Below are 14358 nucleotides of genomic sequence, written 5' to 3' on the forward strand. Positions count from 1 at the left end.
ATAATGGACTTAAATAACATACGCCGTCTTGCTGATCCTGACATGCAAGCTGTTAACGCCTTAATCCAATCCCAAGTGAATTCAGATGTGGCATTAATAAATCAATTGGGATTCTACATTGTTAACAGTGGCGGTAAAAGAATACGTCCACTTATTACGGTGCTTGCCGCCCGTGCAGTAGGCATTGAAAACCAGCAGCATCACACACTAGCAGCGATTATTGAATTTATTCATACTGCGACTCTATTACACGACGATGTAGTAGATGAGTCCACGATGCGAAGAGGAAGAGAAACAGCGAACGAACTTTTTGGCAATCAAGCCAGTGTGTTGGTAGGTGACTTTTTGTACACCCGTTCATTTCAAATGATGGTCGACTTAAAGCGTATGCGAGTGATGGAGATTCTTTCATCTGCGACAAATGTTATCGCTGAAGGTGAAGTCATGCAATTGATGAATTGCAATGATCCCAACACCAGTGAAGAAAGCTACATGGAAGTCATTTATAGTAAAACTGCACGCTTATTTGAAGCTGCTACTCTTTTAGCTGCCGTGATCACCGATCAAACGCCTGAAATTGAGCAAGCTATGCAAGATTACGGACGCTACTTAGGCACAGCATTCCAGTTAGTTGATGATATTCTTGATTATGCCGCTGATAGCGACGAAATGGGTAAAAATGTAGGGGATGATTTAGCAGAAGGCAAACCCACTTTACCTCTGCTTTATGCTATGTGGAACGGTAATGAGAAACAAAAAGCCCTTATCAAAGAAGCAATTGAACTAAACAACGGCATGGAAAGTCTAGACGAGATTCTAGCCGCCATGGAACAAACTGGTTCATTGGTTTACACCAAACAAAAAGCGCTGCAAGCAGCTAATCAAGCAATTGAAGCCTTAGCGCCATTGCCTGATTCAGATTACAAAAAAGCACTTATTGGTTTGGCAAATATATCTGTAGAACGCGCCGCTTAACAATAGCGGCGTTTGCTCTAACAAAGATTTAAAGACTAATTTAAGCCCATTTCTCTGGTCATATTTTCATTCCGGTCGCGATGCACAATTATATTGTCCTCAATACGAATTCCACCGAAGGGTCTAAAAGCATCAATCACATCCCAATTTAGGTATTTGGACTGTTCAGTAGCACGTAAATCTGCCAATAAACTATCTATGAAATATAAACCAGGTTCAATTGTGAAGACTTGTCTTGATTCGATAATACGAGTAGTACGTAGGAATGGATGCGCTTCAGGAGGAGGATTAGGCGTACCGCGATCATCCGCTACATGTCCAGCCACATCATGAACTTGTAACCCCAAAAAGTGGCCGATACCGTGGGGGAAAAAGGTCTTGGTTATGCCATTTTGCAAAATATCGTCTGCAGACAAGTTAACAATATTAAAACGGTTCAACAACTCAGCAATGTATTTGTGGGCAGCTAAGTGCACTTCAGTATAAGCCACACCTGGCTTTAATAGGTCAATCAATTTGAGAGTAACCTCATCCATTGCAGCGACTAACTCGGCAAAACGATCATCTTGCTGACTGTAAGTACGTGTAATATCTGCAGCGTACCCATGGAAACTTGCGCCTGCATCAATTAAAAATGAACGAGATTTAGTGGGGGCAGCGATTTCTTGCTCCATATAATGCAATATCGCGGCGTTTTCATTTAGCGCGACTATGTTGTTATATGGCACTTGATTGTCGCCTTGCTTCACCGCCTTTAAGTAAGCTTGATTAATATTAAACTCAGACATGCCAGCTCTAAACGCCTGTTCAGCAGCTAAATGTCCTTTAACTGCTAATTGATTTGCCTCACGCATACACAGCAATTCATAATCTGTTTTATAAGCACGATAATAATGTAAATAATGTAAGACTCTATCAGGGTTTACCATATCAAAGCCTAACGCTCTGGCGACCTCTAAATATTCCCCAATGTAAGCATACTTCTTCTTGTCGTACGGCAGATGTTTTTCTACGGCATCCGCCTGAGTCAATAACACTATATCAAATTCAGACGCCCAAAAGTCAGTAGGTTCTGGCGGCACCTTATGCCAGAAATCTTTAGGTCGATAAAAAATCAACTTGGGCTTATCAACACCATTTACGACCAACCAACAGTTTGGATTATCAATTATCGGCACCCAAGCTTTAAATTGAGGGTTAACATGAAATGGGTAATGATTATCATCCAAAAACATTCGCTTGCTTTGACCAGAGTGGATAATCAAGCCATCTATGCCCTCACGCAGCAAAGCTTCTTTAGTTCGCTTTTGCATTTCAATAATGTGGCTGGGATATAATTCAGAAAGTGTATGCATAGTATTTATCGGACTTCATATAGATTAGATTCAATGCAGCTAGATTAACATATACCAAAGGGAACTGGTCAACAAAGGCGGCGAAAGTTAATCTCTAAAATGTAAATCAATTTACACATTTATAACGTTTGCCCACCCAGTTGCATATTCGCTAGTTCATTGAATAATGGTGACTTTTTACCTAACTGCATTGCATAAATTTGCTGATAAGCTAAAACTGCTTTCACATAGTTGCGGGTTTCTTTATAAGGTATGGTTTCAATCCAAACATCCATATCTACACTGTGATCTTTGGGGATCCATTTCTGCACTCGTCGCCAGCCAGCATTGTAAGACGCTGTGGCAAGCACCGGATTATTATCCATTTTGTCCATTAAGTAACGTAAATACTGAGTGCCATAGCCGGCGTTAATATCAGGATCAAAAAGCACGTTGGTTTTGAGTTGTTTTTTTGCCAAATAACGAGCCGTACCAGGTAATAGTTGCATCAGTCCTTTTGCGCCAGCACTGGAGTTCGCGTCTGCCATAAACGAACTTTCTCTGCGGGCAACGGCAAACGCCCAAGCAGGATCAACTTGATTGGCCTCAGAATGATTAACTAACTCCTCGCGATAGGCCATTGGAAAACGTCGTTTAATATCATCTAAATACCCGGTATTAGAAAAACCATAAATGGCCCGGTCATGCCAGCCCCAACTATCGGCTAAAACCGCAGATACCAGTTTTTGCTGTTGATTTAGCTGCGATTGCAGATGAAACCATTCTCGACGTGCAGAAGTAAAGCGTTCCAATTGAAGAAACTCGTAAGCCCGTTTCGCCGAATCCATATTGGCAATATGGTTTAAGGTTTGTTTATCAAATTCCAACGGACGATCTATAATTTGCGGTGTTTGCGCTAACTTACCACTAGCTAAAAAACCGTAATAATGGCGTTGCTTTGCCAACCATTGGTAATTTTGATTCGCACTTTCAACGGCATTCATTTTTTCCAAAGCTCGGGCCTGCCAATATCTAGCACTCAGTTCAGTGCTATTTTTTTCCGGCATCTGTTCTATCACTTCCAATGCATGTTGCCAATTTCCGGTTTTCAACACGTGCGCTAAGTGCCAGCGAAATAACTGTTCGTCGGCATTTTCATGGCTGGCTTTTTCGAGCCACTCATCGGCTTTTTGATGTTCAGAAATCGCTAAAGCCACCGCAAATTTGCCAGCAAGATCATACTGCCGACTTTGCTCAACATCGAATTTTTTGAGTACCGATTGCCAAGTTTTAATCGCAAGCTCTTCATCTCGCCAAATTAGGCGTCCTAAACCATACTGAATAATATCCAGTTCTAATTCTGGGTGTTTTTTAGGGAATTTAGATAAATGGCTAACATAGTTGGGCGATCGACGGACCCGTAACCACAAGTCAGCTAAATATTGCTGTTCAACCGGTAACAGCGTCTTTAAGTAAGGAATCAGGGTATGACTACCGCCATTTCCAGCCAACGCCAACCGCTTCAAAACCCGTTCTTGGGTTCTAAAACCAGCTTGCGTCCAAGCAGCAAAAACCTTATCACATTCATTTGGCTGTGATTTACCCACTACCCAAAGTTCAGATGCTTTTTTAAATACGCTTTCACGATTCGCAGGATCGGCTAATTGATACGTTAAATACTGACAGGTGAGCTCCACATTCGAGGTGGGTCGAAAATACTGCATGTATAAATCAGCATAATTTTTATTTTTTAAATAGGTTAACCATTTATAACGCAACGATCGGTCTAAAGGAGAACCTTCATATTGGGCTAAAAAAGTATCTATTTTGTCTTGATTAGCTAAATATGGATGGGCTTTGAGAGTTTGCTGCTCAATGTAAGGTTCTAACGGATAGCCTTTTAATTGTTCCCTTAAACGGCGATATTCCGCAGAGTTAGGTTTGGCCACCATATTTTCTAGCGCTTTAAACACGTTTCGTTGATGCGCTAAAGCATCGTCAACGGCAGACGCCGACGTTTGTGCTTGCAGGTGAGTGCTGAAAACCCAAAAAACGGCGAGCACTAAAAAGACATTTCGGAAAAAATAGTTCATAACAGTTGTCATAACTCCGAACAATAAATTACCTGTACAAAGCATGGCAAGTACTAACATGCTTTGTTCAAAAAATATTAATACATAAATAAATTGAATAATAGAGATCCGACCACATGTTATTATGAGCTCAGATTAGAGTTGAGAATAACTAGATCTTCGACAACAATTTACTGCTTAAGTGCAATAAATTACACAATTATAATTAGATTTAAAAACCCTACTAAATGGCTTTAAGTATTTTAGACGATTTATTCTACTTAACGAAAGCCATTTATTCTGCCTTAAACTGAAGGAGATAACGATGATTTTTGAAGGCAAAAGCCTTTGCGCGAAATTACTGGAAAATGGCCTCGCAGAACTGGTGTTTGATGCACAAGGTTCTGTGAACAAGTTTGACCAGCAAACCGTAAATGAATTAGATCAAGCAACCCAAGCATTAGCTAAAAATAGTGATATTAAAGGTCTTCTAGTTCGTTCAGCCAAATCTACTTTTATCGTTGGTGCAGACATCACCGAATTTACTAGTTTATTTGATATGCCCCAAGAAAAAGTGCTTGATTGGGTAGCTAAAACTTCTCAAGTATTTGATCGATTTGAAGATTTACCTTTCCCTACAGTCGCAGCAATAAATGGTTTCGCACTAGGTGGCGGTTGTGAAATGACGTTAGCTTGTGACTTACGTGTTGCCGACACCACAGCCAGTATAGGTTTACCGGAAGTAAAATTAGGGTTAATGCCTGGTTTTGGTGGCACGGTTCGCCTGCCACGTCTGATAGGCTCAGATAACGCCCTTGAATGGATGACCACAGGTCGCGACAGAAAAGCAGCGAAAGCCTTAGCTGAGGGAGCTGTTGATAGCGTAGTGGCACCAGAGCATTTAATTGAAGCAGGTAAAAGTATTTTATTAGATGCGATTGCTGGCAAATTTGACTGGCAAGCACGACGAGCTCAAAAGAAAGCACCACTTACACTTGGTAAAAATGAAGCCCTAATGAGCTTCTCAACGGCTAAAGCTATGGTCGCCGCCCAAGCAGGGAAACATTATCCTGCACCTCATATGATGGTTGATACGGTAACTAAAGCCGCAGGCCTTGACCGCGAAGGTGCGTTGAAGCTTGAAAATGAAGGTTTCACTCAGTTAGCAAAATCTGATGAAGCAAAAGCACAAGTTGGAATTTTCCTTGCCGATCAGTTAGTAAAAAGTAAAGGCAAAAAACAAGCAAAAGCTTCTACTAAAGAAATTAAACGAACAGCGGTATTAGGTGCAGGTATCATGGGTGGCGGAATAGCTTACCAGTCTGCAGTTAAAGGCACGCCTGTGATCATGAAAGACATCGCCCAACCGGCATTGGATCTAGGCTTAAATGAAGCAGCCAAAATCTTAGGCAAAGGTATGCAACGTGGCAAAGTCGATGCAGCCAAGATGGCCTCAACCTTAAACAATATCGTGCCTACTCTAGAATACTCAGCCATTAAAGAGGTGGACTTGGTAATAGAAGCCGTTGTTGAGAACCCTAAGATCAAAGGCATTGTATTGAAAGAAACAGAGCAAGCAGTAGCAGACGATGCGATCATTTGTTCTAACACTTCAACAATTTCCATCAACCAATTAGCCAAGAGCTTAGACAAGCCTGAACGCTTTTGTGGCATGCATTTCTTTAATCCAGTGCACAAAATGCCATTGGTTGAGATCATTCGTGGCGAAAAAACCTCTGAAGAAACCATTAATACAGTTGTAGCTGCCACTCTAAAAATGGGTAAAACACCCATTGTGGTTAATGATTGTCCAGGATTCTTAGTCAATCGTGTTTTATTCCCGTACTTTGCAGGTTTCAGCAAAATTGTCCTCGATGGGGCTGATTTTGTTGCCGTTGATAAAGTAATGGAAAAAATCTTCGGTTGGCCAATGGGTCCAGCATATTTGTTGGACGTTGTTGGTATGGACACTGCTGACCACGCCTCAAGTGTGATGTCAGACGGTATACCTGAACGTATGCAGAAAATTGGCGATGATCCAGTCACTGTTATGTATAAAGCTGAGCGACTTGGGCAAAAGAACGGCAAAGGTTTCTATAACTTTGGCGTAGATAAACGTGGTCGCCCTAGTAAAACAGCAGCACCAGAAGCCTATGAGTTAATCAAACCTATTTGTGCCGAAACAAAAGACTTCGACAAAGATGAGATCATTGCGCGCTTAATGATTCCAATGGCCAATGAAATGATTCGTTGTCTAGAAGAAGGCATAGTAGGCAGTGCAGCTGAGGCTGATATGGCACTACTTTACGGCTTGGGCTTCCCACCGTTTAGAGGTGGCGTGTTCCGCTACATTGAAACAATGGGATTGAGTAATTTTGTTGCCTTAGCGGATAAATACGCGCATTTAGGGCCGATTTACCAAATCACTGACGGCGTTCGCGAAATGGCCGCTTCTGGTAAATCTTACTTTCAACTTTCAGCCTAAACTGACCCAAGGAGACTTAACATGAAAGACGTTGTTGTTATTGATTGCATTCGTACCCCTATGGGTCGTTCTAAAGGCGGTATTTTCCGTAACGTAAGAGCAGAAACTTTATCTGCTCATTTGATGACGAAATTATTGGAGCGCAACCCTGGTGTTGACCCAAGTGAAATTGAAGACATCATTTGGGGATGCGTACAGCAAACCAAAGAACAAGGTTTTAACGTTGCTCGTAACGCGCAACTATTGACCCAAATACCACGCACAACGGCTGCTGTGACAGTAAACCGTTTATGTGGTTCATCGATGCAAGCTCTTCACGATGCCGCTAAAGGTATCATGACTGGCATGGGCGATGTATACATGATTGGTGGTGTTGAACACATGGGTCATGTACCCATGAACTTCAACCTAGATTTTCACCCTGGCTTAGCCAAATATACTGCCAAAGCATCTGGCAACATGGGTATGACAGCTGAATTACTAGGTAGACAAAACGGCATTACCCGTGAAATGCAAGATGCCTTTGGTGCTCGTTCGCATCAGTTAGCACATAAAGCGCACTTAGAAGGTCGCTGGAATGAAATTGTGGCAACTGAAGGCCATGACGCTAATGGAGTATTGAAACTCATTGAGGCTGATGAAGTGATTCGTCCAGATTCCACTATCGAAACTATGGCGGCACTTCGCCCGGTATTTGATCCCGTAAATGGAACCGTTACAGCTGGTACTTCATCAGCGATATCGGATGGGGCCTCTGCGATGTTACTTATGTCTGCCGAACGCGCTAAAGCCCTTGGTTTAACACCTAGAGCTAAAATTCGTTCGATGGCAGTAGCTGGCTGTGATGCAGCGATTATGGGCTTTGGTCCAGTTCCGGCAACCAAAAAAGCACTTCAGCGTGCCGGTATGACCATGGACGATATTGAATTGGCTGAATTTAATGAAGCCTTTGCAGCCCAAGCACTGTCATGTATTAAACAGTTGGGTTGGATCGATACTTACGAAGACAAAGTTAACCTTAATGGTGGTGCAATCGCACTAGGTCACCCTCTTGGTTGCTCCGGTTCACGTATTTCCACAACCTTGCTTAATCTAATGGAAGCTAACGACAAGTCTGTTGGTCTAGCCACTATGTGTATTGGCCTTGGTCAAGGTATAGCTACTGTGTTTGAACGGGTTTAACACCCTAATAAACAAACCTTAGTATTGATTAAAAAACACCTAATGGGTTCGGCCCATTAGGTGTTTTTTTTATGTCACTTCAACCCTTTGGTTTGTTGGAATTGTACAAACTCAATTACTGAATCAAGTTTACTTGTTGATTAGCCGTATCAGTTTGTAATCCAAAATGCCCTAACACATAGGTATAACTTGCGTCTTCATTCCAAATACTGCTGCTATGAACGCCCCCCACAGAACAAACACCTGTGCTACACACTATCTGATCGATGTTGCTTTTTATGGAGTATACTTTAGCACCTAAAGGCGTACCGTAGAGGCTATCTAGAAACGGACTTTGCACCGACAACCCATAATATCCGCAAGTAGAATTCCAAACATTAAATGGATAAACGCCGCATGACCAAAGTCCACGCACAGCTCCTGCAATACCAACAAATGTATCTACACTGCTCGATACCGCTAATTTAGAAATCTGTTGAGCTGCTAATGTGACTCCCATGGAATGGCCAATAACATCAATTTTCCCCGTACAAGAACTTGCTATGGCATTGGTGATGGCTTGATTCACTGGTGTTTCTTCACTCCCAGAGTGATTATTACAAACTGCACAGGATTTTGATCCCCAATCTGGGCGAAATATTTCTGACGATGAATAACCAGCATCGAGCAACAGCTCATAGGTATTGTCCCAGCTATCCGGAGAGGCAGTATTTCCATGCACTAGCACAACAGCATCTTTGCAACTGCTTGCAAATGTATTAAAAGTGGCAAACGACATTAACATTACGAACAAAGTAAAATGAATTTTCATAGTTAGAACTCGTGAGTTAGTAGAGCCTCTATTTTTAGTTAATGAAATGTTAACTGGCTATAGTACTTTAGTGCAGCGCGGAAAAAACATTTTAAAATATGAGGTCTCATATGTTGCAGCCAATGGGCACTCGACCGAGCTTTAAAGTGAGCTCTGCATCGGGAAATATCAATAAAGCCAAACATTTTGTAAAGCATACTTGACTTCAGCATAAAAGACACCTAAGCTTGCCATAAAGTAAAGTGTTATTTACTATATATCAAATGAGGCATACATATGAATACCATAAAAAACGACTCTCAAAATATTAAGCAACGAGGGAAATCAGCGACAAAGCAACTTTTCGTTTGGACATCTTGTTGGGTATTAAGCTTGGCGTTAGTGGCATTTGGCCCCAAATTTTTTTGGGACTATGCAACGACTTTCACGCTTATTGCTATTTTCATCAACCTTGGATTTGGTTTCAAAATGATAATCGCAAATAAACAACATTTAATCTGTATGGATGAAATGCAACGGAAGATACAATTGGAAGCGATGGCAATCTCATTGGGTGTAAGTATGGTCTTTGGAGCCATGTACGGATTGTTAGAAGCAGTACGCCTAATATCTCACTCTCCTAACCCGTCTAATATTTTATTTGTCATGGGGATAAGTTACGGCATTGCAGTGGCCATTGGTTATAGGAGATACATGTGAAAAATCGTCTAAAAGTATTGCGGGCTGAGCGTGACTGGACGCAAGCTGATTTAGCCGATGCATTAGATGTATCTCGGCAGACTATAAACGCAATTGAGAAAGGTAAATTTGATCCCAGTTTACCTTTGGCGTTTAAAGCTGCGAGGCTTTTTAGTATGCCCATTGAAGAAATATTTGATGATGAATATTCAGATTAACGCTGCTAGGTGCTGCCAGTTAACTTAGGGTTTAATATAGGTAATTTAGCTGCACCTTTTAGATAAATGAAGCACTAAAAAGTTAGTGCTTGCATACCTATAAAATACCTTTAATACGCAATTTTTGAAACGAAACGATATTTTCCAAAGATGGAAAAGCACTTAGTCGTATTTATCCATGTATTTTACTTAAGCGACACCATGAGAATTGGAGCACCAATTTATAATTTTGGGACATGAACTTATAATTTTGGGACAAGCAAAGTATTAAAATTGGGACAAAAAATTGTAATTCTGGGACATTATTAGCGTTTGCCAATGCATAGTTACATCTTATATACAGTCCGTTTACCCTAGTGTAAAGAGTCGTAAAGAAAGCGATACTTAAACGGTCAAAATTCCACCGCATCATAATCTCTTCAAGCTTTTAAGCTGAGCTAATTGCGGTACACTTGCGGCAAATTCCAGAACCACCATTGAGAAAAGGAAAACCATCAGCTATGCCATTCCCTACACACCGATTCTACGAAGATGTTTTGGCACTTTTCAGTGCAGGTATATTCGTATCCTTAGGCGTTGTATTTTTCGGAACTCAGGGAATTTTAACGGGTGGTAGTGCGGGAATCGCAATCATAGGAACACATTTTGTACCCTTTAGTTTTGGTGTTGTGTTCTTTGTCGTCAACATCCCTTTTTATTTTTTAGCATGGACAAAGCTCAGTAAACGTTTCACCGTCAATACCTTTATCTCGGTAACTTTGGTGTCGCTAATGACAGAATATATGGATCACTTTATTGTCATTTCTGATCTTAACCCAGTGTTTGCGGCAACTGTAGGCGGCATGCTCATCGGTATTGGCATGTTGATCATGTTTAGACATAAATCAAGCCTAGGTGGGCTGGGAATTTTAGCTCTTTATCTGCAAAATAAATTTAATCTTCGAGCTGGTCACATTGGTTTAGTGGCTGATTGTATTATTCTGTTGTCATCGCTGTTGATGTTTGAATTCAATATCGTTGTATTGTCAGTTTTAGGCGCAGTTACGTTAAATATTTTAATCGCAGTAAACCACATTCCAGGTCGATACACTGCGACTAAAAAGGTAAAGAAGAAACAACCCGAAGCGACTGCTCAGCAAGAACTCATGTTTGATGAGACAATACAGTCTTCAGGTAATTAGTTTTACTATTTAAACCGCAAACAATTGTTGTAAATCATTAAACGCCTTAAATTCTAAAGCATTGCCGCTAGGATCAAGAAAGAACATTGTAGCTTGTTCGCCAACTTGTCCGGCAAATCTCACGTATGGCTGAATAACGAAATCGGTATTGTGTTGTTGCATTCGCTCAGCTAATGCGTGCCAATCTTGCATACTCAACACCACGCCAAAGTGCGGTACAGGAACGGATTTATTATCCACTTCATTGGGTTTGGCTGCTGAGGGCATATTTTCAACCAAATGTGTAACCAACTGATGTCCAAAAAAATTCCAATCTATCCATTGTTCGCTTTGCCGTCCTTTCGAGCAACCAATGACCTCCCCATAAAAACGCTCAGCTTGTTGCAAATCGTCGACCGGAATAGCTAAATGAAAGGGACGGATATCACTGTCGTTCATTATAAAATCCTTTTCAAAATTGATAATTTGAATTTACTAAAAGGTGGGTAACGCAAACTAACATCAAATTTAAAACTACGCTCCATCACCGTTTTCAAATGGCTTAAACGGTCAAAGCCAGATTGACCATGATAACTTCCCATCCCACTATTACCGACACCGCCAAAAGGTAGGTCAGGATTGGTCATAAACATAAATCCATCGTTAACACAGACATTGCCAGCTGACGTCTGATGCAACACTTTTTGCGCATAATCATCGTTGTTTGTGTACACGTACAAAGCCAGAGGTTTAGATCGCTCGTTAACAAAAGGAATCGCTTGGTCAATTGAATCTAATGTGACTATAGGTAAGATTGGTCCAAATATTTCTTGTTGCATTAGCTCACTGTCTAACGGCGGATTAAGAACCAAAGTCGGCTCGAAGTAACCCGTTTGAATGTTTTGCTTGCCACCAAAAACCACATTTTGACCTTCTAAATAATTAGCTAAACGCTGAAAATGTCGTTGGTTGATAATTTTGCCATAATCTTTACTCGTTTCAGCTGCCGCCCCATAAAACGCCGTTATTTTTCTCTCAATCGCCACCAACAATTGGTCTGCTATGCTCTTATCAACCAGAACATAGTCAGGTGCCACGCAGGTTTGCCCGGCATTCATCCATTTACTCCAAACTATTCTCGCCGCAGTAACGTCAATATTCGCCGAATTATCGACAATGCAGGGACTTTTCCCTCCCAGTTCGAGTGTGACTGGCGTGAGGTGTTTAGCCGCAGCTGACATTACTATTTTCCCTACCGCTTCACCGCCGGTATAAAAAATGTGGTCAAATCGTTGGGCTAATAATTCTGTGGTTTCATCAACAGCCCCTTCCACCACCGCAAAGGCATTATTATCAAGGTATTCAGGAATGAGTTCAGCTAAGAGTTTAGACATGTTAGCGGCTAACTCTGAAGGTTTTAGAACGGCACAATTACCCGCTGCTATCGCTGCCACCAAAGGTGCAAGAAGCAATTGAAAGGGATAATTCCAAGCACCAATGATTAAAATAGTTCCAAGGGGTTCAGGCAAGATATAACTTTTCCCCGGTTGCGCCCCCAGTGGAGTAGATTTCTTTCGGGGTTTCATCCATTTTTTTAAGTGCTTAAGAGTATGTTGAATATCTCCTAGCACAAAGCCTAATTCAGATATCCATGCTTCTGTTTTACATTTCCCCAAATCTTGTTCTAGGGCTGCAAGTAAAACATCCTGTTTCTCATGGATTAATAACTCCAGTTGCTTGAGCTGCTCTACTCGCCACTGATACTCTTTACTGTAGCCACTGGCAAACACTTCACGTATTCCCAACACTAAGTCCTGAATATCGCTAGATTGCGCAGGTTTTCCAGTATCTTGACTGGCAGTATTCATAAGCACCTCATAAAATTTTCAAGTATCTATAATTACACATATAGCTATAACCGAATTATGCAATGGTTATGATGAATTATTGTTAATAATTGCGCCATAAAAAAAGCCGCTTAAAAGCGGCTTTATGATAGCGAACAACAAGGTTTATGCAGAAAATGGATGACGTAAAATAATCGTCTCGTTTCTGTCAGGGCCTGTTGAAATAATATCTATTGGTACCCCAGTGATTTCCTCAATACGCTTAATGTATTTTTGCGCAGCGTCTGGTAAATCATCATAGTTGGTTACACCATAGGAGTTTTCGCTCCAACCTGGCATAGATTCATAAACAGGTGTGATCAATTCGTAATCATCTGCAGCCATAGGAGGCACGTCTTTTACTGAGCCATCAGCCTGTTTGTAACCAATACAAATCTTCAACTCTTCTAAACCATCAAGCACATCTAGTTTGGTTAAACAGAAACCTGTAATTGAGTTAATTTGAACGGCACGTTTCATGGCTACAGCGTCAAACCAACCCGTACGACGTTTACGACCTGTAGTCGCACCAAACTCGTGGCCTTTGATACCAAGATGTTGACCAACTTCACAATCTAATTCAGTTGGAAAAGGCCCTGAACCCACTCGAGTGGTGTAGGCTTTTACGATACCTAGTACATAATCTAGATTAAGAGGACCAAAACCAGAACCGGTTGCCACACCACCGACAGTGGTGTTCGATGAAGTCACATAAGGATAGGTACCGTGATCGATATCGAGTAAAGTTCCTTGTGCCCCTTCAAACATAATGGCATCACCACGCAATCTGGCTTTATCCAATACGTCAGTGACATCAACAACCATTGATTTTAATACGTCGGCTACCGCTAGGGCATCTTTTAATACGGTATCAAAATCCACAGGTTCAGCTTTATAATACTGAGTCAGTACAAAGTTGTGATATTCAAGAATTTCTTTCAGTTTAACAGCGAAGTCTTCAGCATTAAACAAATCTCCCACACGTAAGCCGCGACGAGAAACCTTGTCTTCATAAGCTGGACCTATACCACGACCAGTTGTGCCTATTGCTTTAGCTCCGCGCGCTTCTTCTCGAGCCATATCTACAGCTATATGGTAGGGAAGAATTAACGGGCAGGCTTCACTGATAACCAAACGCTCTTTTACCGGGATTCCTCGGTCTTCAAGCATTTTCATTTCTTTAAATAACGCTTCTGGACTCAACACCACACCATTACCTATGACACAGGTAATATTGTCGCGTAAAACACCGGAAGGAATTAAGTGAAGAACGGTTTTTTCGCCGTCGATTACGAGCGTATGACCTGCATTATGTCCACCTTGATAACGGACAACATAGGTCGCTTGATCTGTGAGTAAATCTACTACTTTACCTTTACCCTCGTCACCCCATTGGGTACCGAGCACTACAACATTTTTAGCCATTGAAGAAAAACTGTCAGGAAATTAGGCGTGGATTCTACCAAAATTTGTGTTGATAAATCATCCGTTTTTTCAATTTCTCTGGGGTTTATTGCTAACTTATCGTAATTTTTCAGTAAAAAGATGTTTGCAGCG

Annotated in this window: 12 protein-coding genes; 6 read left to right on the forward strand and 6 right to left on the reverse strand. The window is 41.3% G+C overall.

Translation table 11 applies throughout. The features are described from left to right. Positions 1-3: 3 nt before the first annotated feature. Complete coding sequence (ispB, locus tag VUI23_RS18480) at positions 4-975, forward strand: octaprenyl diphosphate synthase (RefSeq protein WP_216049067.1); 972 nt, start codon at positions 4-6, stop codon at positions 973-975. A gap of 35 nt (positions 976-1010) precedes the next feature. On the opposite strand, the gene pepQ is transcribed toward ispB, so the two are convergent. Both pepQ and VUI23_RS18490 read right to left on the reverse strand, forming a co-directional pair. After that, entirely contained in the window at positions 1011-2330 is a 1320-nt protein-coding gene (pepQ, locus tag VUI23_RS18485) for a Xaa-Pro dipeptidase (RefSeq protein WP_342805343.1), read from the reverse strand. 119 nt (positions 2331-2449) lie between these two features. Next, positions 2450-4402, reverse strand: coding sequence for a transglycosylase SLT domain-containing protein (locus VUI23_RS18490; RefSeq protein WP_342805345.1), 1953 nt, complete (start codon positions 4400-4402; stop codon positions 2450-2452). 304 nt (positions 4403-4706) lie between these two features. Here VUI23_RS18490 and fadB point away from each other — a divergent pair, with 304 nt between their 5' ends. Together fadB and fadA are read left to right on the forward strand one after the other, a co-directional pair. After that, entirely contained in the window at positions 4707-6866 is a 2160-nt protein-coding gene (fadB, locus tag VUI23_RS18495; RefSeq protein WP_342805347.1) for a fatty acid oxidation complex subunit alpha FadB, read from the forward strand. A 21-nt stretch (positions 6867-6887) separates the two neighbouring features. Further along, positions 6888-8048, forward strand: a complete 1161-nt coding sequence (gene fadA, locus VUI23_RS18500) for an acetyl-CoA C-acyltransferase FadA (RefSeq protein ID WP_216049071.1) — start codon at positions 6888-6890, stop codon at positions 8046-8048. A 115-nt stretch (positions 8049-8163) separates the two neighbouring features. Here the strand turns inward: fadA and VUI23_RS18505 are convergent, their stop codons facing one another. Continuing rightward, the gene (locus VUI23_RS18505) at positions 8164-8859 is read right to left on the reverse strand and encodes an alpha/beta fold hydrolase (protein WP_342805349.1); all 696 of its coding nucleotides are present in this window, start codon (positions 8857-8859) and stop codon (positions 8164-8166) included. A 276-nt stretch (positions 8860-9135) separates the two neighbouring features. On the opposite strand from VUI23_RS18505, the gene VUI23_RS18510 reads away from it, so the two are divergent. From VUI23_RS18510 to VUI23_RS18520, 3 genes are all read left to right on the forward strand, one after another. Continuing rightward, positions 9136-9558 (forward strand): DUF2178 domain-containing protein, encoded by a 423-nt coding sequence (locus VUI23_RS18510; RefSeq protein ID WP_342805351.1) that lies wholly within the window; start codon positions 9136-9138, stop codon positions 9556-9558. Next, positions 9555-9755, forward strand: a complete 201-nt coding sequence (locus tag VUI23_RS18515) for a helix-turn-helix transcriptional regulator (protein ID WP_216049074.1) — start codon at positions 9555-9557, stop codon at positions 9753-9755. Before VUI23_RS18510 ends, VUI23_RS18515 begins: the two co-directional genes overlap by 4 nt. Before the next feature lie 500 nt (positions 9756-10255). Then, complete coding sequence (locus tag VUI23_RS18520; protein WP_216049075.1) at positions 10256-10936, forward strand: YitT family protein; 681 nt, start codon at positions 10256-10258, stop codon at positions 10934-10936. A 9-nt stretch (positions 10937-10945) separates the two neighbouring features. Here VUI23_RS18520 and VUI23_RS18525 read toward each other — a convergent pair whose 3' ends face one another. The 3 genes from VUI23_RS18525 to VUI23_RS18535 form a co-directional block, all read right to left on the reverse strand. Next, entirely contained in the window at positions 10946-11374 is a 429-nt protein-coding gene (locus VUI23_RS18525; protein WP_216049076.1) for a VOC family protein, read from the reverse strand. Beyond that, complete coding sequence (locus VUI23_RS18530; protein ID WP_216049077.1) at positions 11374-12783, reverse strand: aldehyde dehydrogenase family protein; 1410 nt, start codon at positions 12781-12783, stop codon at positions 11374-11376. The genes VUI23_RS18525 and VUI23_RS18530 overlap by 1 nt, the downstream gene beginning before the upstream one ends. Positions 12784-12927: 144 nt before the next feature. Next, complete coding sequence (locus VUI23_RS18535; RefSeq protein WP_216049078.1) at positions 12928-14226, reverse strand: adenylosuccinate synthase; 1299 nt, start codon at positions 14224-14226, stop codon at positions 12928-12930. Positions 14227-14358 lie beyond the last annotated feature (132 nt).

The organism is Alteromonas sp. M12 (assembly GCF_037478005.1).
GTDB classification, from domain to species: Bacteria; Pseudomonadota; Gammaproteobacteria; order Enterobacterales; family Alteromonadaceae; genus Aliiglaciecola; species Aliiglaciecola lipolytica_A.